This is a genomic window from Anoxybacillus sp. PDR2, from assembly GCF_009834045.1.
In the GTDB taxonomy this organism is placed as follows: Bacteria; Bacillota; Bacilli; order Bacillales; family Anoxybacillaceae; genus Anoxybacteroides; species Anoxybacteroides rupiense.
Genome location: NZ_CP047158.1, coordinates 2,357,172 through 2,379,914, shown reverse-complemented (window position 1 = coordinate 2,379,914; position 22,743 = coordinate 2,357,172). Strand labels below are relative to the sequence as shown.

The window sequence follows — 22,743 nt, the reverse complement described above, 5'->3', positions numbered from 1 at the left end:
TGAAACGCCACCCTCCGCACGTTCCCAGACTCTCGTATCCGGTTTTTATCTTAACTATGAGGAATTGAAACGATACTCTGTAACGTCTTCTCTCATCCATTTCATAGGTTTTTATCTTAACTATGAGGAATTGAAACATGAATGGCTCTCCATATACACTGATAACATCGGCTAGTTTTTATCTTAACTATGAGGAATTGAAACCAATATAGCGGGCATAGTTGTAGCCTTGCGGATCAAGTTTTTATCTTAACTATGAGGAATTGAAACTAGGTAGTGTTCCCGTATACAATATATTATCATCCCCGTTTTTATCTTAACTATGAGGAATTGAAACATTTTCTTTTTGCCCTTGGTTCTCTAGCAATCTTATTTTGTTTTTATCTTAACTATGAGGAATTGAAACCGCGGAAAGGTATGTGATTTCAACGATGCTTGATTGTTTTTATCTTAACTATGAGGAATTGAAACCGAGAAAAACAAGCAACTGAAGGTGGATTATCATTGGTTTTTATCTTAACTATGAGGAATTGAAACTTTCACGGCTGGCGGCAAACCTTCATCAAATGATTGTTTTTATCTTAACTATGAGGAATTGAAACATTGGCGCTGAAGCGCAAATGGCACAGGAATTTTTGTTTTTATCTTAACTATGAGGAATTGAAACACGACATGATGATCGAAAATCACCTCAACCGACTGGTTTTTATCTTAACTATGAGGAATTGAAACCTATTAAAACCGCCGCCCCAACGACATCATGGGATACCGTTTTTATCTTAACTATGAGGAATTGAAACGTAAACAACGATCAAGAATATGGCATGATTGCGGACCCGTTTTTATCTTAACTATGAGGAATTGAAACACGCGAGGTTCGACCGATAAAATCCTCGCGAACAATTGTTTTTATCTTAACTATGAGGAATTGAAACCAACCAAGCGACAGAAGGATTGACGCGTGATATCGCGGCCAGTTTTTATCTTAACTATGAGGAATTGAAACGCTGGATCACATGGTTCATTCCTTTTCCCACAATGGTTTTTATCTTAACTATGAGGAATTGAAACGTCGTGAGGATGGGGAGTTTTCCGTCTTTGTATAGAGGTTTTTATCTTAACTATGAGGAATTGAAACTTTTTATAAAAACAATGGTTTCTCTTTCACGACAGACCGTTTTTATCTTAACTATGAGGAATTGAAACAGTTATGCAAGCTAGGAAAATTTCTAGACATTTTCGTTTTTATCTTAACTATGAGGAATTGAAACTGTGATTGGCTTGGGCCAGAACCTCTTGAGAGACTTTGTTTTTATCTTAACTATGAGGAATTGAAACGTCGGTGCGCAGGGCGTGATTCGCCTCTACCGTGAGGCGTTTTTATCTTAACTATGAGGAATTGAAACCTCTAAAGTAGCAAAGGTAGGTATTGTACGTTGCTGTTTTTATCTTAACTATGAGGAATTGAAACCCGGAATGGAAGGCAACAGGTGTAGAACCCCCGCAAAGTTTTTATCTTAACTATGAGGAATTGAAACGATTGCCCGCGGGATATGCAAGTATGGTGGCTATTGGTTTTTATCTTAACTATGAGGAATTGAAACAAAAGAATCTAGAAGAAGAGAAAAACAGATATGCATCGCGTTTTTATCTTAACTATGAGGAATTGAAACACTAAATTCATTTTATTTACTCCTCTTTATAGTTCTTTGTTTTTATCTTAACTATGAGGAATTGAAACCAGAATACACAGAACATCTATATGATTTTATTTTAGTTTTTATCTTAACTATGAGGAATTGAAACTGCAGCACAGAGAAAATTTCCCCAACTTCCTCAAAAGAGTTTTTATCTTAACTATGAGGAATTGAAACAACCGAAACGGTATTCGAAAATCGTTTTATGCATGTAGGTTTTTATCTTAACTATGAGGAATGGAAACTCGTAGAATCGAATTTGCAAACGGCTTGATGCATCACCCATTTTGTTAGTGTCAAATATAGTTCGCAAAAAACATCAGTACCTCAAATAGGTTTATGCAGCAAGTAATCGTTTTTCTTGAATCTGTTGAATCATCTTAGGCTGAATGTAGGAACGTGCACAAGACTATTCCTCGCTATACTCCATGAGATAGCTTGTGACTAAGCGAATGTAGGAATCCTGGTTGGGGAATACTGGACCTCTGTCAATAGATTGGACAGCCAGAATCGAGAAAATTACGCAATTTGACCGTATATTTGTTCGTATTGAAAAGGTGTAAGATACCCGATAGCGGAATGTACGCGTTTCCGGTTGTAGAAAAACTCGATGTATTCAAAAATCCGACTTTGGGCTTCCTTGCGGGTTCTGAACTTCTCCAGATAGACGAGTTCCTTTTTGAGCACGCTGTGGAACGATTCGATGCAGGCATTGTCATAGCAGTTGCCCTTGCGGCTCATGCTGCATTTCATCCCGTATTTCAAGAGCCGTTTTTGGTACTCATGAGATGCGTATTGGCTGCCGCGATCGGAATGATGCAGGACTTCGCCTTTCGGCCGTTGACGGTTGTAAGCCTGATCCAGAGCTTGCAGGACCAATTCCTTGGTCATTCGCTCATCGGCGTGCCAGCCTACGATTTTGCGCGTGTACAAGTCCATCACGCTCGCGACATAGAGCCATCCCTCGTCTGTCGGAACGTAAGTGATGTCCGCCATCCAGACTTGATTGGGAGCTTGTGCCCTGAACTGCTGGTTCAGCACATTGTCATGCACTGGCAGATTGTGGTTCGAGTTCGTCGTCGCCTTGTATGTCTTGACGGTGCGCGACTTAAGCCCCAGTTCCTTCATGATGCGGGCGACCGTTTTTTCGGATACCCGAACACCTTGCTGGCGCAAGACTTGAGCGATCTTCGGGCTGCCGTACAGGCGACGCGAGTCCACAAAGATACGGCTAATCTGTTGTTCCAGTTCTCGGCGACGTTTCTTTTGCTCGCTTTCCTGGCGCCTGGTCCATTGATAATAACCACTCCGGGATACGTTCAAAACCTTGCACATCTCCGATACCGGATACTTGGAGCGGTGTTTGTGGATAAACGCAAAGATCCGTTCCGGTCTTTTGCGAAGATGTGCATCGCCTTTTTTAAAATTTCGTTCTCCATCTCGAGTTGGCGGATTCGTTTCTGCCTTTCGAGAAGGGTTTTTTCCTCGATTTTCAGGTTGCCGCTGCCGCGAAACGCATTGACCGGATCCTGTTTGAATTCGTTGATCCAGCGGTACAGAGTATTGTCGGATACGCCCAATTCTCGGGCGACCTGCGCCACCGGCTTCCCCTGTTCCTGAATCATTTTTACGGTTTGGATTTTGAACTCTTTGTCATATTTCTGACTCATCTTCGGACACCTCGATTTTGCTAGGTTTATTGTCGCATTCTCGATTCTCGGTGTCCACTATTTAGTCTAGCATCATACACCTACCACACGAGTACGTCTTCGTATCTCTTTGTTTAAGCGTTCAAGTAAGTTCGTAGAAGATATTTTACGACTGTCCATTTCTTCAAAATGGAAGAATTGTAGGTGTATCCTCGAGTCCTTCCTCTAACGTTTGAATTGCAGCAGAATCCTGTTTTCCTCCGTATCCATGAGATGTTCAGCATAAGATAACGCAGTTTGGTCATCGGGTTGTAACCAGATTTGTTTGAGTCTGACAGCAAATCTTTCTTTGTCACGGCTAGGAATATGTGACAGGACATTTCGCATCATATGAACTTTACAACGTTGCCAGGAACAACCAATGAACGACTCGCGAATGGCTTTAGAGAGCCCTTTGTGAGCATCACTCACGACAAGCCAAACGTCTTGTAGCCCTCTAGCTTTTAGTCCTTCAAAAAGCGTTTTATAGGTCGCTTCAGACTCTTCAAGCATGGGCTCAATCGCTAGAATATCACGCTTACCTTCAAGATCGATACCAATCACAACTTGTACAGCCATGTTCACAACACGGTGCCCATCACGAATCTTTTCGTATAAAGCATCCACCCACAGCACAGGATAGATATCGGCTAATGGACGGTTACGGAGGGCTTCTACCTGCTCGTTAAGCTCTTTCGTGATATGAGAAACTTGACTAGCTGAGATGGATTCAATTCCTAATGAGCTGGCTAGTTTCTTGATTTTTCGAGTCGATACACCTTGAATGTAGGCTTCTTGAATCACTTGAAGCAAAGCAGTTTCGGAGCGTGATTTCTTCGTAACAAAGAAAGGCACATAGCCCCCTTTCCGTAACTTCGGTACAAAGAGATACATCGTACCCATACGTGTGTCAAAGCGACGCACACGGTAGCCTGAACGGTACGCTCTGATTTTTTAGCCTATACTTTAGCAGTGACTTCCGCTTTCATCAGTTGCTCACATAGCCACTGTAACATCGACAGCATGGGGTCCTGTTCAGACATAAATTGCAATAGCATTTGTTCTAAGTTTCCATTAAAATGAGTGTAGGTCATCAGTTATCTCTCCTTCTGGTTTGCTCGTCACTTACCAATTCGGAGGTACTGATGACTTTTCCTTTTATATTTGCGAACTTTATTGTACGTTATAGTCATATTCACAAAAAAGCGTTACTGTCGAGTGATAAAAAAATGTTTAAAAATGAACTTATTCATCCATATTATACCATTTTTTACAACTTTATGTTCAAGGTAAGCGTCATGTAGGGAAAAATGAATTTTTAATAATATTTTACAAGGGAAATATTTACATATATATTTATTTCTATTATACTATTAATTGTTAATATTATAAAAAATAACAAAAATTAAAAAATAATCATATGAAGGAGGAAGACCATGAATATAAGTAGTTGGTGGAAGTATGAACCACATGCCTTACGCGAATTAATTGATTCAGCCCTAAGGGAAGTGACCAATTGGCGAGTAGCAGTAATATATGGCCCTACATCGGCAGAGGATAGACTATACATATCGAATAAGCCTCAATCTGAGTGGTCGGTATATGATGTGTTAAATGGACTTGCTGATCTAGGTGTTGAGGCAGAGTGGCTTGATCCCACAAAACCCGACTTTGTTGATACGGGATTTCGATGCAGCATTTATTAATGTTCATGGAGAGTTCGGAGAAGATGGAAATCTTCAAGGTCTGTTGGCTTACTTAGGAATTCCATATACGGGTAGTGGTGTCTCAACGAGTGCTATTGGTGCAGATAAGCGCTTGACCAAATTGGTTTTGTCCCAAAGTGGAATTATGTTACCACCATATCTTAGACTGTCATTTCCAAAATCAGAAGATTTTAATAATTTGGGTTTCCCGTTAATTCTAAAGGCTGTAAATGGTGGAAGTAGTGTTGGTATGGAACTTGTGAACGATTCCAGCAATTTAATCAATGCTTTAGAGCGAATCCGAGCAGAGGGTTTTTTGGATGTTATTGCTGAATCTTTTATACAAGGCACATCCGTGACAGTCCCTGCAATCCGAATAAATAATGATGCAATCCTTTTACCACCAGTGGAATGTATTACTGATAATCAATATTATGATCAAGAAAGTAAGCTGAGAGGGGATCAAGAAGGGATTGTTAGATACAATATATTTACAGATGTACTAGACGAACGTCTTCATCGTCTTCATGATGCAGTTCGAAAAGTTCTAGACGTTCTCGATTTTGAAGGGGCGTTTCGGGTGGATTTTATACTTGGACATAATAATCAACCAATTCTCTTAGAATTAAATACTATTCCTGGAGTTCAACATGGCAGTAATCTTGTTTTATCAGCTAATGCTATTGGTATCAATTATCCATCGTTGCTTGGGATTATTTTAGCAAGTGCAAAAAATCTGGAGAAGATCGGACCTTGGGTGAGGAGGACGCTAGTTAAATGATACCGGAGTATAAGCGTTCCGAAATGAATAGTCGCCTCTCAATGTCAATTACGGGAAAGATCTGCATTGCAATATTTGCATCAAACCTGGTAGGAATGGTGAGTTATCTTGCACTAAGTGTATGGATTCTTCGTGAGACGAATTCATATGTGCTTTCTTCAGCACTATTTGGGTGTCAGTGGATTCTTCCATTAGTGTGGCCAACAGGTATTGCTCGATTGACAGAGAAGGTAAACGCCGGAATGGTTGCAGCCCGATCAGAATGGACTAGCGCTCTTCTTTCCGTAATTCTTATATTTACAGCGGAGTCAAAACTAGTCCCTTTAGTACTTATTCTAGTAGTTATACGTGGTTTTTGCGATTCCCTCACGCGTTCTTCAGCCTCTCTTGTGGTAAAGTTCAAGGAAACGGAACGCAATAAAGTTGAAAGAGACATTTCACGAATTGAGTTTTGGCGTATCGTTGGTACATCAGCTGCTGGTATGTTGTTTGGTCTCCTTGGCGAACAGAGTTCTGTCAAAACCTTTCTTATCTGCTCATCTTTAGTTTACGTACTAACTGGTATATTACTTTGGAACGTTCGTAATACTGTTACAATGTCCCCTATTGGTAACGAATTAGAACTCGACGGTTTACATGTATTGGTCAAAGCTTTACGTGCACAACGAATCGCTTCCGGATGGTTATGGCAACTTGGTATTGTTGCTGCATTCCAGGGATTGCACAATGCAATTCGTATAGCATACCCTGATCAACGGCTTGGGCAGGGAGTAGATGGTGTAGGAATAGTAAGTACTGTTAGTACTCTTGGTGTCTTATGTGGCGGTTGGGTTGCAAGTCGTAACAAAGCAATCAATATTTTAAAGTTATTTCCAGAATGGACTCTCGTAGCGATAGTAGGGTTGTTAGGGTCTTTAGCTGTATTTATTCCTGTTGCACTTCCAAGCTATGCAGTCTACTTTACCTTCATGGTACTTTTTGAGGCCACTTTTATGGTATTTAACTTGAATGTTGTTACTAATACTGAACAGCATTATGCTCCCGTCTTATTTGGATTTCGCACAACACTATTAGGTGCTAGTACTCTACTGGGATTAGCGATTACATCTGTTTTTCTTTTAATGTTTTCTGTAACTTGGAGCACTTTAGCTATGACTGTTTTGCTCAGTGCTTTTTCTATTTTACTATCATACCAGTACAGAATAAGGAGACAGGAGTGAGAACATGCTTTATAAAGGATACAATCAACAAGCTGTCGCCATAGTTGATGCTTTCTCTACGGGCCATTTTCTTGGTCCTGCATTTCGTTCGCGTGGAGTCCCAGTAATTCATATACGAAACAGAAATGCTGCTTGTGAATCACAAATTGCTACATTTCATTCTCATGATTACAATGCTTACTTTGATTTCACTGGAGATGTTATTGAAATAGCAGACAAGTTATCGTCATGGGGAGTTCGTCATGTTGTTGCAGGAATCGAAAGTGGTAGTGATGTTGCTGATTTACTATCTAATGCAATTAATTCACCTACTGCTAATACACCTGGATTTGACAAAGCAAGACGTGATAAACGTGTGATGCATCAATTACTATATAAAGCAGGTGTTTCCATCCCCTGGCAACAACATCTTGATATAAATGGAGATGTAATTTGGGAGACAGAGGGAACGGAGCCTAACAGTGTTGTTGTTAAACCTGCTGCTAGTGCAGGTACTGACAACGTTCGGATTTGCCATACCCCAATCGAGACCGAGATCGCAATCAAAAAGTGTTTAGAACAAACTAATGTTTATGGACAAAAAAATATCGGTGTCGTGGTGCAGGAATACCTCGAAGGTGAAGAATATATGGTTAACACTGTTTCGGTGAACGGTATTCATGTTGTTATAGAAGTCTGGCGGTCAGTAAAGAAACTTATTAACTCTAATCCTGTTTATGACTATCAGATCCTAGAAGATCCAACTAACCCTAAAATTAAAAAGATTATTGACTATGTAGCTGAGGTACTCACAGTGCTCGGAGTAAAGTGGGGACCTGGTCATACTGAAGTCATCGTTACCTCACGTGGTCCGCTTCTTTTAGAGACTGCAACCCGAATGCCAGGAGGCGTTGATCCGTCCCTAGGTCTTTTTACAATTGGTAGAAGTCTTATTGACGAAGTAGTGGAGGTGTACCTAGCACCGCATATCGTAGTTGAGAGGGGGCAAATTCGTCCATTAAGGAAAGCAGCGATGGGAATTAGTCTTATTTCACCATGCTCCGGTGTTTTAACCCGTCCATTGGATTTACGTCCAATAATGGAACTGCCCTCGTTCCATGGTGTTCGAATCCCTGTACAAGTTGGTGACTACATATCACAAACGATAGATCTATTTACTAAGCCGGGCGGTCTTTACCTATGTCATGAAGATCAAAATCAATTGAACAGGGACTATGAAGCTGTAAGGGAGTGGGAGAACATTGAATTCTCAAATGCGGTTAGGGGAGTATAACGAAGAATTAGAGAGTTATTCAGGGTTATTTCAGCTAGATGGAATGGATTACTGCTACAATGTTTCACGTTATTCTCAACGCTTTGAGCTAAGGGAATGGCCTAAAGGTAAACTCGTCGACGGGAAGGGAGCAGAATATTGGGGAGATCGAGCTTGTGGGCTCGCATGTCTTCGGATGATATTTTCTCATTATGGAAAAACAGTTCCATCACAGTATGAGTTACTCAATCAAGCATTGAAGCGGCGTGCTTATTCTCCAAAAGGATGGATTCATCAGGGACTTGCTGATCTTGGAGAAATATATGGATTGAGTGCCGCTTCGATTGCGATCGAGAATGCAACACAATTACAGCTTGTACTTCAAATAACAGGACCTCTGATTGTTTCAATCACTCATAAATTTCCTGAGGACGGTAGACGCGGAGGACATCTCGTTGTTGTATGTGGACGACACAAAGGACCTGAGCCAACTATTACTTTCCGTGATCCTTCTCGATGGGGAGCAAATAATAGCACCGTATCTGAAAAACGATTTTTTAGTAGTTTTTCCAAACGTGCTATCTGTTTTAACCCAGAAGCCCAAAAAGTGAAAAAAGCGATTTCCTGGCTCGAGAAATACAATAAGCAATGAAAAACAATGAAAAATCTATTTCTAAAATTGAATTTTTTAATTGTAAAGGTAAAGCTGACTCTTGAGTCAGCTTTCAGCTTGTCGACAAAGTCGACAAGCTGTTTTATTATAGTTGAGGAATAGTCAGGTGCATGGAGGTGAGAAAGATGCTTCAACGACAAAATACGGACAAACGTCATTCGATGATGGCTGTTACTCTCGATGAGTTAGTACCACAAGACCATCTTGTTCGAAAAATCGATGCAGCGATTGATTTTTCGTTTATTTATGATTTGGTGAAAGATTTGTATTCGGAAGATAAAGGTCGTCCAAGTATTGATCCTGTCGTTCTGATTAAAATTCCATTGATTCAGTACTTATTCGGGATTCGCTCCATGCGACAAACCATCAAAGAAATGGAAACCAACGTGGCGTATCGTTGGTTTTTGGGATTCGACTTTCATGATCCGATCCCTCACTTCTCCACATTTGGTAAGAATTACGAGCGTCGTTTCAAGAACTCGAATCGATTTGAACAGATTTTCTCCCATATTCTTTCTCAAGCCATTGAGCACGGATTTGTGAATACGGAATATATGGATGCGGACTCCACTCATGTCAAAGCGAATGCGAATAAGCGAAAATATAAGAAAGAAAGGATCCGAGTGGAAGCAAAAACCTATCAGTCTCAATTAGAGAAAGAAATCAACGAAGATCGAGTGGCACACGGAAAAAAGCCTCTACCTCCTGAATCTTCTCCAGAGGTTCGGGAGGTCAAAGTCAGTACGACGGACCCTGAGAGTGGATTATTTGTCAAAAATGAGAGGGAACGAGTCTTTGCTTATTCGTTTCATACGATGTGCGAGGATAACGGATTTATCCTGCACACGGTGGTAAAGGCAAGCAATGTCCATGACAGTCAAGTCCTTCATGAGCTCTTTTATCGAGTCAAAGAGAACGTGGGGAAACCCTCGGCTTTGGCGTTAGATGCGGGTTACAAAACTCCTGCGGTAGCGAAACTGCTTATCGATGAAGAGGTTCGTCCGGTTCTTCCTTATACTCGTCCGATGGCAAGGATATTATGAAGAAGGGGAACATTTAAGACATACCGAAGAAAACAAAAAAATCTACGCTCGGAGAAAAGAAACGATTGAACGAGTGTTTGCAGATATGAAAGAGAAGCATGGTCTGCGTTGGACAGTTTATCAAGGTCTGGAAAAAGTTTTAATGCAGGCGATGCTTGTTTGTGTTGCCATGAATTTGAAAAAACTAGCTACATGGCTATGGAGGGCCACCAAGGATCTTCCTGTTTTTTACATCCAGGCTCTTATTTTCATCGAAATAGGGTTCAGACACTGAGTCTGGAACCCTATTTTGTCTACAGTCTGTAGCCTACTCGTTTTGAGTAGGCTTTTATTTGCATCACTATACTCCTTTTTGCCTATCCTTTTAGATGAAGGAGTGAGATCATGATTGTATTTGAAATAGCGTTGGGAGTAGTCATACTTACAGCTGCTATCCATTTTTGAATTACGAAGCGTGGTTATGAGTATCAAACCTCATTCATTGCGAAGAAGATGGAACATAGTCTCGAAATGAAGAAAATACTGGAAATGGGACTATATTTTCGTTTTTGTAAGGAAAACAACAATGACGGAAAACAAAAGAGATATTCAAAAATCTATATCAAGCAAGAGCCATTACAATTTGAAAACTTCTGTGCTCAGGTCATGGAAAAGAAATATAGGGGGCACTACATGGGTAAGTCCAGCTATCGGGGATTTTGGTGTAGATTTTGAACATAGACGTGATGATGGTCTATATTTAGGACAAGTGAAATGTTACGAAGGTGATCTTTCATATGATCCAATCGCCCGGTTACATTCCAATATGGTGAAAAGTGGTGCCAATGGCGGATATGTCGTGACGACTGGATCGTTTGCAGAGAATGCTCGCAAGTTTGCAGAAGGATTGAATATAGAATTGATTGACGGTGTAAAGTTGGTGGAATATTGGCTTGATGGCCTGAAGCAATCGGAAAATATATTTAATAATTTTTTTCTTTTTTTGATTTTTTAAATAGAAATCCGAATACTAGGAAAACTAATATAACAGAAACTAAAATAATAAGAATTGAAGAAGTTTGAAAAACCAATTTTCATTTTTATCACTCCTGTTTTTTTGATTTAATTTACAATATTGTATAAATATTACAACATACTAAGTTTAATTAGTCATTAATTTGCTCGTTTATTTCTCAAAAATCATAAAATATTAATTTTATTCTCTATTTTTCGCACAAAAATATGTAACAATAAAAAGCTGCCACAACTTACGGTAACTTTTTATCAATATTCACCTGTTTCAATAAATTCAATTTGATTATGATCTAAATAATGAACCTTCCCTTGTAATACTCCGTTTTCATCATATCGATGAGTTTCCCATGGAGATGCAAGTAATTCGTATACATCTTTTTCTGTTTGGCCATCATCCCAAAATCCAAAAAGCTTGGCATCAAGTATGTATTCTTCTACTGCTACTTTTTTAGCTTGATCTGATAACTCTGAAAACTTATATAACATCCTCTATCCCTCCTTTTCTTAGGAAGTTAAACCTTAAAATTTTTTTCTGTCTCATTTTATAGAGTATTCTTGTGTATTGAGGCAGAAAAGAAAAAAGTGAAAGCCAATCAATGAGCTTTCATAATTTCGTATTCGTTTTTATTTAATACGATGTCACCGCCAAAAGACTCTTCATAAACGGTAACGGATTGGTCTTCCTTATCGTAGTATTTAACCTCATAAATCTTTCCAATCAAATGTTCAATCGGCAATTGTGCACCCGTTCTCGGTCTTGTATCAGGTTTATTTGCGATGACTTTTACTTTCATCTTTTCACTCTTTTATTCCTATTGCATGTCATCTAATAATTTTTGGAGTTCTTTTCGTTCTTCGACTTCTTCTTCTGTTAAAATTTCCTGAATCTCTAATTCATTTAATAAGTCTATGTATTCTTTATATAGCTGCAGCAAGGTTTCCTTGCTTGGTTCCATGTCTTCTGTATATTGAGATTCAGGTACGCTGTTGATTTCTAACCAACCCGCCAATGTTTCCAGGCTCCACTTTTTATTTGCAACGAGTTTGGAAGCAAAATACAATTCCCAATCTGATATCACGACGACATACCCATTTAGCTCCAAAAAAGAAGCTGCAGTAATATATGCTGTTCGTTTATTCCCATCCACAAAGTATTGATTGCTGGATAAGGTATGCATATATACTGCGGCTTTCATAAATAAACCTGGATAAGGTTCATACGTATGACCGCCAAAATTATAAATTTGAAATGGCTTATATGCAAGGCTGTCAATAAGACTTGGCTCATGCTCTCCGGGTAATCCTCCAAATTCTTTGAGAGCCATATCATGAAACATCCTAATGTGTTCAGGCCTCAATGATTCAATTTTCAATTTTTACTCAACCTCTTTAGACCTTTATAATTTCTTTTGATGACTTTGGCGGCAATCTTTTGTAACTTTGCATCTTTTCCATTTGATTTATTGATTTCTTTTCTCATTACATCCTCCAAAATTAAATCATTTTGAAACATATATATTCCCCCTTTCTTTGTATTATTACTTATCATATCATATATTTTCTCAAAATATATAGAAATCTGTTTTCTTCAACTAAAAAGTTAAGCGAAACGCAAGATTTTTTTCAACACCCCAAGTCTTTTTATAAGTTCATATAAGAATGTTTCAGACGATAACTAGTTCCTGTAAATGTTAAGAGATAGCTGTGATGAACAAGTCGGTCAATGATAGCCGTAGTCAATCGTTTATCATGGAATAGGCAACTGAATTCCAGGTTGTGGTCATTCCATCCTGCAATGCCTCGGAAAAGAAGCTGTGCCCTTCTTGGTTTACAGGAATGCAGCTCATTCATCATAAATCAATCGTTTTTTCTCACTGATTCACTAGCTGTTTTTCTTTTTCATTTAAAGATGGTATTGCGGTAATACAAGCTAATGATACCGGTGAGATCGTTAGCGTTGTTACCCGGTTAAAACCAAAAGAAGATTGGAGAGAGATTGATGGATGATTTATTGAGGTGCGTCAAAGGCTATTGATGCTAGACTAAAAAGTGGACACCGAGAATTGAGAATGCGACAATAAACCTAACAAAATCGAGGTGTCCGAAGATGAGTCAGAAATACGACAAAGAGTTCAAAATCCAAACCGTGAAAATGATTCAAGAACAGGGGAAGCCAGTGGCGCAGGTCGCCCGGGAATTGGGCGTATCCGACAATACCCTGTACCGCTGGATCAACGAATTCAAACAAGATCCGACCAATGCGTTTCGCGGCAGCGGCAACCTGAAAATCGAGGAAAAGACCTTTCTGGACATGCAGAAACGAATCCGCCAACTCGAGATGGAGAACGAGATTTTAAAAAAGGCGATGCACATCTTCGCAAAAGACCGGAACTGATCTTTGCGTTTATCCACAAACACCGCTCCAAGTATCCGGTATCGGAGATGTGCAGGGTTTTGAACGTATCTCGGAGTGGTTATTATCAATGGACCAGGCGTCAGGAAAGCGAGCGAAAGAAACGTCGCAGAGAACTGGAACAACAGATTAGCCGTATCTTTGTGGATTCGCGTCGCCTGTACGGCAGCCCGAAGATCGCTCAAGTCCTGCGCCAGCAAGGTGTTCGGGTATCCGAGAAAACGGTCGCCCGCATCATGAAGCAACTGGGACTCAAGTCGCGCACCGTCAAGAAATACAAGGCGACGACGAACTCGAACCACAATCTGCCGGTGCATGACAATGTGCTGAACCAGCAGTTCACAGCACAAGCTCCCAATCAAGTCTGGATGGCGGATATCACTTATGTTTCGACAGACGAGGGATGGCTCTATGTCGCGAGCGTGATGGACTTGTACACGCGCAAAATCGTAGGCTGGCACGCCGATGAGCGAATGACCAAGGAATTGGTCCTGCAAGCTCTGGATCAGGCTTACAACCGTCAACGGCCGAAAGGCGAAGTCCTGCATCATTCCGATCGCGGCAGCCAATACGCATCTCATGAGTACCAAAAACGGCTCTTGAAATACGGGATGAAATGCAGCATGAGCCGCAAGGGCAACTGCTATGACAACGCCTGCATCGAATCGTTCCACAGCGCGCTCAAAAAGGAACTCGTCTATTTGGAGAAGTTCAGAACCCGCAAGGAAGCCCGAAGTCGGATTTTTGAATACATCGAGTTTTTCTACAACCGGAAACGCGTTCATTCCGCTATCGGGTATCTTACACCTTTTCAACACGAACAAATGTACGGCCAAATTGCGTAATTTTCTCGATTCTGGCTGTCCAATCTATTGACAGAGGTCCAGAACGAAAAACGTACTAAAATCAAACAAAAAGAAGAGTGCTTGCAAGGAAAAGATTTTTTAAAGATGCGGTCTCAAGTACTCAAATCAAGTACCTACACCATTGACGCTGACCACCTTGTTGGAAATTGAAGAAAACTCTTGACAAATTGTATGGCTAAGAAATATACTATTAACCAACTAACCAACCCATCAAGATATCTTAGCTAGAAGAGATTGAAACACTATCATTTGTTGTGTAGCAAGGTTTATCTTACCTATAAGGATTTAATATTTTTTTATTTTTTACCAAAATAATATTTAACTATAATTTGATGTGTAGAAAATATTTTGGATTGGGGAGGACCATTCAATGACAACAGTTCCAACAGAAATGGACTTAAATCTGAATGGCACATTCTATAAAGGATTAGATAAAAAGAACGGATATTCTAATGAAACGAAGGTTTGTATTGAAAATACAGTTAAAAAATTATTGCACAATGATACAAGTTTAAGTCGGCCGGGAATGTTGTTAGGAAAAATTCAGAGCGGCAAAACCCGTACTTTTATCGGTATTACAGCTTTAGCATTTGATAACGGATATGATGTTGCGGTTATTTTGACAAAAGGAACGAAAGCGTTAGCGCAACAAACGTATGAGCGTCTAAAAATGGAATTTGAAGATTTTAAGCATGATGATATTCTGCAAATTTTCGATATTATGTCTCTTCCCGATAACTTAACAAACTATGAACTAGAGCAAAAAATCATCTTCGTTGTCAAAAAAGAAAAAAACAATTTAAATCGCCTAAAAAGAGCGCTGTTTGAAACATATCCGTCTCTTACCAATAAAAAAATATTAATAATTGACGACGAGGCGGATTATGCGAGTGTTGGGTTTTCTAAAACGAAAAGTGAAATATACGAGATTAAGGTGATTGCAGGGCAAATCGATGACATTCGTCAAAGCTTGGAACAATGTGATTTTTTGCAGGTAACGGCGACGCCGTATTCATTATATTTACAACCTGATAATATCGAGTTTCGCGGCTTTGTGTTTAAACCAGTGAAGCCCGCTTTCACACAATTAGTTCCTGTCCCAAAAGAATATATAGGCGGTGATTACTATTTTCGGGAAAGCGAAGAAGAGAACACGATTGCCTATTATATTTATGAGCCGATTTCCCCTGAAGAACTCATTATATTAAAAAAGCCGGATCCCAGACGTTTTAAAATTGAGGAAGTATTGACTAGCCATAAAGTGCATTCATTGAGTGCAGCTGTGATGAATTTCATTGTTGGTGGAGTGATTCGGCGTATCCAAAGTAAAAAAATTGGAGAACGTCCTAAAAAATACAGCTTCATTATCCATACGGAACAAAAAAAGCAAGCTCATGAATGGCAAGAAGAAGTCGTAATTGAAATGAAACAACACCTTTCTGTTATTGTTCATGAAAATCCAGAACTACTCACAGATTTAATAAAAGAATCATACGATAACTTAAAAAAATCGCTTTTACTGTTGAATTGTGACGTTCCAGAGTTTCAAGAAGTGAAATACGAAGTCATTCAAGCTATCAGAAAAGACCATATTATGATTACAAAAGTCAATTCTGAAAAAGATGTCAATGAGTTATTAGATGACACCGGACAATTGAAGCTTCGTGTGCCATTAAATATTTTTATCGGTGGACAAATTTTAGACCGCGGAGTCACGATCGGAAACTTGATTGGTTTTTATTACGGTCGCAGTCCAAAAACATTTCAACAAGATACGGTGTTGCAGCACTCGCGTATGTTTGGCTATCGTCCGATACAGGATTTAGCTGTTACACGTTTTTATACTACCGAAGAAATTTACGATGTCATGCGTAAAATTCATGAGTTTGACTCAGCATTGCGTGCTGCTATTGAAAATGGAAATGATAACGGGGTCATCTTCATTCAAAAAGATACAAGTAATAAAATCATCCCTTGTTCACCAAATAAAATTCTGATGTCTAAAGTGACAACGTTAAAACCGTTAAAGCGTCTATTGCCTATTGGCTTTCAAACCGGGTATAAAACATATATTTCTAAAACCGTACAAGAAATTGATAAAATGGTAGACTCGTTCGTTCAAGGAAATGCCCCTGTACTGATTGATTTAAAGGATGCGGTTACGATTATAGAAAAAATCCATGAAACATTTGATCCGGAGGCAGGAGAGAGATGGGATGTCAAAGCATTTATCTCCAGCATGGAGTATTTGGCAAACAACGTGCCTGAACAACATATCGGTAAAGTTTGGTGTGTTGTACGTAAAGATAGAAACATTGCCCGTTTCCGTAAAAGCACAGGACGTTATGAAGATGCTCCAGATACAGCAAGCGGGGGCCAAAACGAATTAAATGTTGCGAAAAGAATTGCCAACGGAAAACCCTGTCCTCATTCTTACACGCCAGCAAGGCTTAGAAGAACAAGGATGGAGAGGTGCACCATTTTGGTGGCCTGTACTTGTCACGCCAGTGAAAACGCCAACGGTGGTATTTACGAGTGAAGTGCAAGAGTAAGTTGGAAAAGGAGAGGGTTTGGTTCTCATCTGATAAAATACACTATAGATTCAATTTCCAGTTGGTATAGGAGTTTTCATGATGAGTTGCATTCTTGTTTAGCGAAAACGGTTCAAATGAAGTAGATTGAAAAAAATGTAAGATGTAATAGAGTCGAGCATGAAACACTTGGATTTGAAGGGCGTTTTGGTGCAGGGTTACCGCTTGTATCCAATAGTTCATTATTATTCTTACAACACATAATATCAAAAATGAAGCCTGTGCATGAAGATGGCTCTCGCATGGCCATTGTATTTAACGATTCACCTTTATTTACAAGGGGAGAGGGGAGTCTGAAATACGAAAATGGATTATTGAAAATGACTTATTAGAGGCAATTGTTGCTTTGTCTGATCAACTTTTCTATAATACAGGCATTTCCACGTATATAAGCGTTGTAAAAAAATTAAGAGGAAAAAACGTAGAGGGAAAATTCAGCTGATCAATGCGATACATTATTTCAAAAAATGAGAAAGCCACTAGATAAAAAGCTCAATGAGCTTTTAGATGAACATATTAGCGAGATTACACGGCTATATGGAAATTTTGAGGAAGGAAAATATGTAAAAATCTTTGACGATTGGATATAGACGTATTATTGTAGAATGTCCATTAAAATTAAAAATATCAATTATTAGAGAAAAGATAGCTGTTTTAGAAGAAGCAAGTGCTTTTTAAAACTTATCAAAGTCGAGGAAAAAACGAGAAACAGCCAAAATTGAGATTGGAGAAGGGAAACGACGGGCTAGGTGTTGCGACAATTGTGAAACTGTTGTCGGAAATCGGGAGTTTTCATTAGTAACAAGATCAGCGACAACTCATGAAATTAGCAGGCTTGATGTTGAAAGAAAATTCGTCTAGGTAGCACAAAGGATAAAAGCGCATCTCGAAGAGAGAACAAAAACGGTTACGCGCCCTCCTCTTTCGGGTAATGATGCTTCTCATTTGTCATAACGCAACGTTTCGCTCCCTTCATGAATTATACGACACGTCCCGCCAATCCGTTGCGTCTGAAACAATCGATGGTTGTGTTATGTGAAAAGCTATCGAAGATTCTCTAAATCGTTTGTGTGAAACTACAAGCATTTGTGGGGAACGAATGATACAAGATATCTTCTCCCAAACTCAAGCACAAGCAGTCTAGAGCCACTACCTTTGAAAATAACGATTGTCTGAACAAACTGAAGACAAGGAAGAAGCAGGCATGATGAATCAATATATTAACATTTTTAGAGGGGGTAGAGAGTGAATTCCAACTTCAAGTAAACCAAAACAGTGAATTTGCTTTAGCATGAAACTGAGAGGGAATGATGAGAAGTTTAGAATAGATTGGACCTCTGTCAATAGATTGGACAGCCAGAATCGAGAAAATTACGCAATTTGACCGTACATTCGTTCGTATTGAAAAGGTGTAAGATACCCGATAGCGGAATGTACGCGTTTCCGGTTGTAGAAAAACTCGATGTATTCAAAAATCCGACTTTGGGCTTCCTTGCGGGTTCTGAACTTCTCCAGATAGACGAGTTCCTTTTTGAGCACGCTGTGGAACGATTCGATGCAGGCATTGTCATAGCAGTTGCCCTTGCGGCTCATGCTGCATTTCATCCCGTATTTCAAGAGCCGTTTTTGGTACTCATGAGATGCGTATTGGCTGCCGCGATCGGAATGATGCAGGACTTCGCCTTTCGGCCGTTGACGGTTGTAAGCCTGATCCAGAGCTTGCAGGACCAATTCCTTGGTCATTCGCTCATCGGCGTGCCAGCCTACGATTTTGCGCGTGTACAAGTCCATTACGCTCGCGACATAGAGCCATCCCTCGTCTGTCGGAACGTAAGTGATGTCCGCCATCCAGACTTGATTGGGAGCTTGTGCCCTGAACTGCTGGTTCAGCACATTGTCATGCACTGGCAGATTGTGGTTCGAGTTCGTCGTCGTCTTGTATGTCTTGACGGTGCGCGACTTAAGCCCCAGTTCCTTCATGATGCGGGCGACCGTTTTTTCGGATACCCGAACACCTTGCTGGCGCAAGACTTGAGCGATCTTCGGGCTGCCGTACAGGCGACGCGAGTCCACAAAGATACGGCTAATCTGTTGTTCTAGTTCTCGGCGACGTTTCTTTTGCTCGCTTTCCTGGCGCCTGGTCCATTGATAATAACCACTCCGGGATACGTTCAAAACCTTGCACATCTCCGATACCGGATACTTGGAGCGGTGTTTGTGGATAAACGCAAAGATCAGTTCCGGTCTTTTGCGAAGATGTGCATCGCCTTTTTTAAAATTTCGTTCTCCATCTCGAGTTGGCGGATTCGTTTCTGCATTTCGAGAAGGGTTTTTTCCTCGATTTTCAAGTTGCCGCTGCCGCGAAACGCATGGACCGGATCCTGTTTGAATTCGTTGATCCAGCGGTACAGAGTATTGTCGGATACGCCCAATTCTCGGGCGACCTGCGCCACCGGCTTCCCCTGTTCCTGAATCATTTTTACGGTTTGGATTTTGAACTCTTTGTCATATTTCTGACTCATCTTCGGACACCTCGATTTTGCTAGGTTTATTGTCGCATTCTCGATTCTCGGTGTCCACTATTTAGTCTAGCATCAGATTGTTTAGCCGCATTTGTTACAAGGATCTTTATACAAAAATAAGATAGTTATAAATAATCAAACGAACACAATTTGAATAGTGTTTGCGAATCGATTGGTGCTATCTCGATATTTGAAAATGCAACAGCGCTAATGTTGAGAAGAATCGGGGAAGATCCAGAGTGTTGAAAGTTGACCTACAGAAAGCAAGGAGTCTTTCATTCAAATAAGGGTGGTGAATTAAAATAAATGTTGTCAGAAGATATTATTCGAATTGGCCGTCCCATTGTTTCTGGAGATCTCTCAAATGAACAGAGAATTCGCTGGTTGACAGATGTCGACAATGAGGTTTGTAAAAATTTCTTTCAACATGTTTTTTTAATAGAGATATTTGCTGATCATGCAGATTTTCATTTTTTAGAAATCGGAAATGATGAGGGAGAAGATTTTCAAGTCGATAAAACGAGGAATGCAGCTTTTCCTATTATTTATCCAAACGGCGGGAATCCGTTACATGCGCAAGGAATTTATCCTGTGCCAGTGTTTTTGATGTACGAGAAGCATATTAATGACATGAACAAGGAAAAAGAATTTGCCTCCAAGGTTGTTTTGCCAAGACTGAAAAAGACAGTGATATATAAAAATGAATCAGATGAAAGGCTTGAGTGCATCGCTCAACAAGTTGCGGCTTTATTAAAAGAAAACTATGATTCTTTTATTGAAGATGAAAAACAATTGGGAATCTTATATATTTGTGATTTGAATTCACCTTCTTTTAAAAGTCTCTCAGGAAATAATTTGGATAAGAAGCTATTAAGAATTACGGAAAGCAAACTTTTTCCTAGCTCACACCTTTATTTAGATGGTGATATTGCCCTTGAAGGGATTATTGAGGCCAGATTTTCCGAAGCTAAAGAATTGGGTTATAAAAAGAAGGCAATTTCTACGATTACCAATAAACAGGAAGAGGAAGTTGTTTCTATCTATAACAAATCATGGCTTTGGTTATCGCCGACTTGGGAAATGCCGAAACCGATTCATTGGGAGAAAAATGATTGGATAAATGGTATAAAAGTAGATAAAAAATCATATGAAGCTTTTCTTTATGGTGCTCAATTTTTGAAGCAAATAACGGCGCCGATATCTAATGCGATTTTAAAAGAAATGTTTGCCCCATATATGAATGTCGAAGCGAAAAGGAAAATGAAGAGTACAAGCTTTGAACAGATATATGGAGTTCCTTTAGTCGTTCCTTTACTGGACGGGGACTCGCAGCAACTTTATAAGAAATATAGTAGAATTTTAAACCAAGAAAATCTAACGGACGCAGATCTTCATTTAGAAATATTAGCAGGAATTAATCGTATTATTCCACGCTTTAGTGATGAACATAGGTTAAATTTATTATATTATTCGGGCGACTTGTCACGTGGGAATATGCATGTCCGATTAATGTTGACAGATATTATCCCAAGCGTCGCAGAAAAATTGCAAACGTTAATTAAAGAGATTAATACCATTGACTTATTTGATATACGTGCCTTTTTCAACTTAAGTCAAGATAGAACATTTTATAGAGTTCAATCTTTACCATCAATCATTAGTAATGCATTTGGGCAAGGTTATACTTGGAGTACATTACAATCTATCTTCCATCAACAACCTTTAGGCATTAATCGAGTTTATGAAGCCACTGCAAGAAAACTGGCTGAATTAGCAAATAAAGAAGATTATTGGGGGATGATGGATGAACTTGTTTTCCATTTTGTTTTTCTAGCATTTTACAATAAATATAGTTTGCGAATTGCCCAAAATAAGGAGAGGGTGAAGACATTGAATGGTTGGAATTTATTATTAGATAAGTATCGTGAAGGCAAGATCTTTTTAGAAGATTTATTAGAAGTGGAACAACTTGGTTTTGTTACAGGTCTTTTATTAAAGCAATTTTCGCATTCCTATCATTTCAAAACAGGTCATGATGACTTTCTCAAACATCGAGTGATCAAATTTGGTTCTAAAATAACTCCGGAAATGATTTGGAAATCTGGTATATTAATTTGTGAACCATTAAAGTTACAGTGGAACATGAATTTAGCTTCAAATTTTGAAAAAGTGCTTCCATATGTTCTTCAAGCTTTTATTGAGGCAGATAATAAAAAACTTTTAATAAATGAGAAAGATAAATTTATGACGGCGTTTTGGTCTGGTTATTTAGTGTATAAAAAAGAGCAAAAAGAGGAGGGAAATGAAAGTGGCAATTAATAATGGAGAAATTGTTTTTATCAAATCAGTGAAAGATGGAATTCCGAATCGGGACCCATTGCAAGATAGTGATGCGAGAAGACTTTTTCCGGAAGAGGACGGAAGAATTTCCCTTAGTGATGTTAGTATAAAGCGCGATGTAAGAGATTATGTGTTGAGCGCTGAAACAAATGGTGGGACAAGCAAAAAGAATTTTATCTTTGTTCAAGAGAAAGTGAATGAAAAAGGTAAATTGTTAGGAAGGGGGAGTTTGGCCGAATCCATTGCCGAACAAGTGGGTAAAAAACAAGAAGCGAAAACGGATATGAAGTCAATTTTGGTGGAGCATTGTTTTGATGTAAGAACTTTTGGAATTGTTTATTCTGTAAAACCAAAATTTAATTTAACAGGACCCGTTCAATTTGGGTGGGCACATTCTTTACACCCAGTTGATAGCCAATATATCCAAGGAACAGTGGTTATGCCTAGTTCAGATGTAAAGGATGATGGCGGCGAAGGGAAAACTCAAGGAACTATTTGGACAAGTTATATTGTACCCTTCGCAGTATTTGCCATGTCAGGGGTGATCAACGCTAAAATTGCGGAACAGACGAAAATGACAAAAGATGATCAAGAGCTGCTATTAAAAGCTTTATGGCAAGGGACCCAATACCGCCAAGCAAGAGGCCGTGGGCAACAGCAACCGCTTTTCTTATTGCATGTAGAATACAATAATCCGTTTTTCCGGATTGGGTATTTGGAAGACTTGATTGAATTAGTGCCTGGGGAAGAAGTATGGAGAAACGGCGGAAAACGACCGTCATCCGTAAAAGATATTACATTAAATGTATCACCGTTATTGGAAAAATTAAATGAATATAAAGATAAAATCGCGAATGTTCGTATTTGGGTGCATCCTTCTGTTGCTGTTGATGGAAATATAGAGATTTATAAACAACCACTATGGTAGGCGATGATG

At 39.4% G+C, this 22,743-nt stretch carries 18 protein-coding genes, 4 pseudogenes and 1 CRISPR repeat array (1 of these 23 cut by a window edge); of the genes and pseudogenes, 12 read left to right on the top strand and 10 right to left on the bottom strand.

Annotation, left to right across the window (positions count from 1 at the left end):
• Positions 1 to 1,942: a CRISPR direct-repeat array (repeat unit 30 nt; unit sequence GTTTTTATCTTAACTATGAGGAATTGAAAC); it reaches 1,959 nt to the left of the window's first position.
• A gap of 92 nt (positions 1,943 to 2,034) precedes the next feature.
• The 4 genes and pseudogenes from GRQ40_RS18575 to GRQ40_RS18795 form a co-directional block, all read right to left on the bottom strand.
• Positions 2,035 to 2,175, bottom strand: a pseudogene (locus GRQ40_RS18575) (IS256 family transposase); the annotation flags it as partial.
• Positions 2,176 to 2,216: 41 nt separating this feature from the next.
• Positions 2,217 to 3,367 (bottom strand): IS3 family transposase gene (locus GRQ40_RS11330; RefSeq protein WP_201295956.1). Its coding sequence is split into 2 segments (ribosomal slippage): positions 2,217 to 3,112 and positions 3,112 to 3,367, totalling 1,152 coding nucleotides; the frame shifts between segments, so codons are not numbered across the junction.
• Between the two features lie 72 nt (positions 3,368 to 3,439).
• A pseudogene (locus GRQ40_RS11325) lies at positions 3,440 to 4,279 on the bottom strand (IS256 family transposase).
• Between the two features lie 65 nt (positions 4,280 to 4,344).
• Positions 4,345 to 4,479 carry a hypothetical protein gene (locus GRQ40_RS18795; protein WP_255458137.1) on the bottom strand — a complete coding sequence of 45 codons (135 nt, stop codon included), beginning with the start codon at positions 4,477 to 4,479 and terminating at the stop codon, positions 4,345 to 4,347.
• 556 nt (positions 4,480 to 5,035) lie between these two features.
• Between GRQ40_RS18795 and GRQ40_RS11320 the strand changes: the two genes are divergently transcribed.
• The 6 genes and pseudogenes from GRQ40_RS11320 to GRQ40_RS11295 all read left to right on the top strand — a co-directional run bounded on the left by GRQ40_RS11320 (position 5,036) and on the right by GRQ40_RS11295 (position 11,054).
• Complete coding sequence (locus tag GRQ40_RS11320; protein ID WP_159720023.1) at positions 5,036 to 5,872, top strand: D-alanine--D-alanine ligase family protein; 837 nt, start codon at positions 5,036 to 5,038, stop codon at positions 5,870 to 5,872.
• A complete protein-coding gene (locus GRQ40_RS11315; protein WP_159720022.1) occupies positions 5,869 to 7,092 on the top strand; it encodes an MFS transporter in 1,224 nt (407 codons plus the stop codon). Before GRQ40_RS11320 ends, GRQ40_RS11315 begins: the two co-directional genes overlap by 4 nt.
• A gap of 4 nt (positions 7,093 to 7,096) precedes the next feature.
• Complete coding sequence (locus GRQ40_RS11310) at positions 7,097 to 8,365, top strand: ATP-grasp domain-containing protein (RefSeq protein WP_159720021.1); 1,269 nt, start codon at positions 7,097 to 7,099, stop codon at positions 8,363 to 8,365.
• Complete coding sequence (locus GRQ40_RS11305; protein ID WP_159720020.1) at positions 8,334 to 8,996, top strand: cysteine peptidase family C39 domain-containing protein; 663 nt, start codon at positions 8,334 to 8,336, stop codon at positions 8,994 to 8,996. The genes GRQ40_RS11310 and GRQ40_RS11305 overlap by 32 nt, the downstream gene beginning before the upstream one ends.
• Positions 8,997 to 9,142: 146 nt before the next feature.
• Positions 9,143 to 10,334, top strand: a pseudogene (locus GRQ40_RS11300) (IS1182 family transposase).
• Positions 10,335 to 10,625: 291 nt separating this feature from the next.
• The gene (locus tag GRQ40_RS11295; protein ID WP_236546295.1) at positions 10,626 to 11,054 is read left to right on the top strand and encodes a restriction endonuclease; all 429 of its coding nucleotides are present in this window, start codon (positions 10,626 to 10,628) and stop codon (positions 11,052 to 11,054) included.
• A gap of 269 nt (positions 11,055 to 11,323) precedes the next feature.
• Here the strand turns inward: GRQ40_RS11295 and GRQ40_RS11290 are convergent, their stop codons facing one another.
• The 5 genes from GRQ40_RS11290 to GRQ40_RS18850 form a co-directional block, all read right to left on the bottom strand.
• Complete coding sequence (locus GRQ40_RS11290) at positions 11,324 to 11,560, bottom strand: hypothetical protein (protein ID WP_159720019.1); 237 nt, start codon at positions 11,558 to 11,560, stop codon at positions 11,324 to 11,326.
• Between the two features lie 107 nt (positions 11,561 to 11,667).
• A complete protein-coding gene (locus GRQ40_RS11285) occupies positions 11,668 to 11,868 on the bottom strand; it encodes a hypothetical protein (RefSeq protein ID WP_044746314.1) in 201 nt (66 codons plus the stop codon).
• Between the two features lie 18 nt (positions 11,869 to 11,886).
• On the bottom strand, positions 11,887 to 12,432 hold the full coding sequence (locus tag GRQ40_RS11280) for a type II toxin-antitoxin system death-on-curing family toxin (protein WP_255363070.1): 546 nt from the start codon (positions 12,430 to 12,432) through the stop codon (positions 11,887 to 11,889).
• Between the two features lie 11 nt (positions 12,433 to 12,443).
• Positions 12,444 to 12,587 (bottom strand): hypothetical protein, encoded by a 144-nt coding sequence (locus tag GRQ40_RS11275; RefSeq protein WP_156487491.1) that lies wholly within the window; start codon positions 12,585 to 12,587, stop codon positions 12,444 to 12,446.
• A gap of 128 nt (positions 12,588 to 12,715) precedes the next feature.
• Entirely contained in the window at positions 12,716 to 12,925 is a 210-nt protein-coding gene (locus tag GRQ40_RS18850) for an ATP-binding protein (protein ID WP_269465543.1), read from the bottom strand.
• A 256-nt stretch (positions 12,926 to 13,181) separates the two neighbouring features.
• Here GRQ40_RS18850 and GRQ40_RS11270 point away from each other — a divergent pair.
• The 4 genes and pseudogenes from GRQ40_RS11270 to GRQ40_RS18560 form a co-directional block, all read left to right on the top strand.
• A protein-coding gene (locus tag GRQ40_RS11270; RefSeq protein WP_201295955.1) for an IS3 family transposase occupies positions 13,182 to 14,332 on the top strand; the annotation gives its coding sequence in 2 pieces (ribosomal slippage) (positions 13,182 to 13,437 and positions 13,437 to 14,332; 1,152 coding nt in all).
• 391 nt (positions 14,333 to 14,723) lie between these two features.
• A complete protein-coding gene (locus GRQ40_RS11265) occupies positions 14,724 to 16,892 on the top strand; it encodes a Z1 domain-containing protein (protein ID WP_236546293.1) in 2,169 nt (722 codons plus the stop codon).
• 323 nt (positions 16,893 to 17,215) lie between these two features.
• Positions 17,216 to 17,386, top strand: a complete 171-nt coding sequence (locus GRQ40_RS18565) for an N-6 DNA methylase (RefSeq protein WP_311975604.1) — start codon at positions 17,216 to 17,218, stop codon at positions 17,384 to 17,386.
• A gap of 300 nt (positions 17,387 to 17,686) precedes the next feature.
• Positions 17,687 to 18,088 (top strand): annotated as a pseudogene (locus GRQ40_RS18560) (transposase); the annotation flags it as partial.
• A gap of 227 nt (positions 18,089 to 18,315) precedes the next feature.
• Here the strand turns inward: GRQ40_RS18560 and GRQ40_RS11255 are convergent.
• Positions 18,316 to 19,466, bottom strand: a protein-coding gene (locus GRQ40_RS11255; protein ID WP_201295951.1) for an IS3 family transposase whose coding sequence is annotated in 2 segments (ribosomal slippage) — positions 18,316 to 19,211 and positions 19,211 to 19,466 — 1,152 coding nt in all. Because the reading frame shifts where the segments join, the coding sequence is not laid out codon by codon here.
• A gap of 306 nt (positions 19,467 to 19,772) precedes the next feature.
• Here GRQ40_RS11255 and GRQ40_RS11250 point away from each other — a divergent pair.
• The gene (locus tag GRQ40_RS11250) at positions 19,773 to 21,785 is read left to right on the top strand and encodes a hypothetical protein (protein WP_159720018.1); all 2,013 of its coding nucleotides are present in this window, start codon (positions 19,773 to 19,775) and stop codon (positions 21,783 to 21,785) included.
• Positions 21,775 to 22,734 carry a CRISPR-associated protein gene (locus GRQ40_RS11245; protein WP_201295954.1) on the top strand — a complete coding sequence of 320 codons (960 nt, stop codon included), beginning with the start codon at positions 21,775 to 21,777 and terminating at the stop codon, positions 22,732 to 22,734. Before GRQ40_RS11250 ends, GRQ40_RS11245 begins: the two co-directional genes overlap by 11 nt.
• Positions 22,735 to 22,743: the final 9 nt, after the last annotated feature.

Bases quoted from the DNA above. Each gene is read 5' to 3' on its own strand.
- GRQ40_RS11295 (WP_236546295.1), top strand. From the start codon at position 10,626: ATGACGGAAAACAAAAGAGATATTCAAAAATCTATATCAAGCAAGAGC.
- GRQ40_RS11315 (WP_159720022.1), top strand. From the start codon at position 5,869: ATGATACCGGAGTATAAGCGTTCCGAAATGAATAGTCGCCTCTCAATG.
- GRQ40_RS11250 (WP_159720018.1), top strand. From the start codon at position 19,773: ATGTTGTCAGAAGATATTATTCGAATTGGCCGTCCCATTGTTTCTGGA.
- GRQ40_RS18850 (WP_269465543.1), bottom strand. From the start codon at position 12,925: ATGAATGAGCTGCATTCCTGTAAACCAAGAAGGGCACAGCTTCTTTTC.
- GRQ40_RS11310 (WP_159720021.1), top strand. From the start codon at position 7,097: ATGCTTTATAAAGGATACAATCAACAAGCTGTCGCCATAGTTGATGCT.
- GRQ40_RS11285 (WP_044746314.1), bottom strand. From the start codon at position 11,868: ATGAAAGTAAAAGTCATCGCAAATAAACCTGATACAAGACCGAGAACG.
- GRQ40_RS11275 (WP_156487491.1), bottom strand. From the start codon at position 12,587: ATGTTTCAAAATGATTTAATTTTGGAGGATGTAATGAGAAAAGAAATC.
- GRQ40_RS11290 (WP_159720019.1), bottom strand. From the start codon at position 11,560: ATGTTATATAAGTTTTCAGAGTTATCAGATCAAGCTAAAAAAGTAGCA.
- GRQ40_RS18795 (WP_255458137.1), bottom strand. From the start codon at position 4,479: ATGACCTACACTCATTTTAATGGAAACTTAGAACAAATGCTATTGCAA.
- GRQ40_RS11265 (WP_236546293.1), top strand. From the start codon at position 14,724: ATGACAACAGTTCCAACAGAAATGGACTTAAATCTGAATGGCACATTC.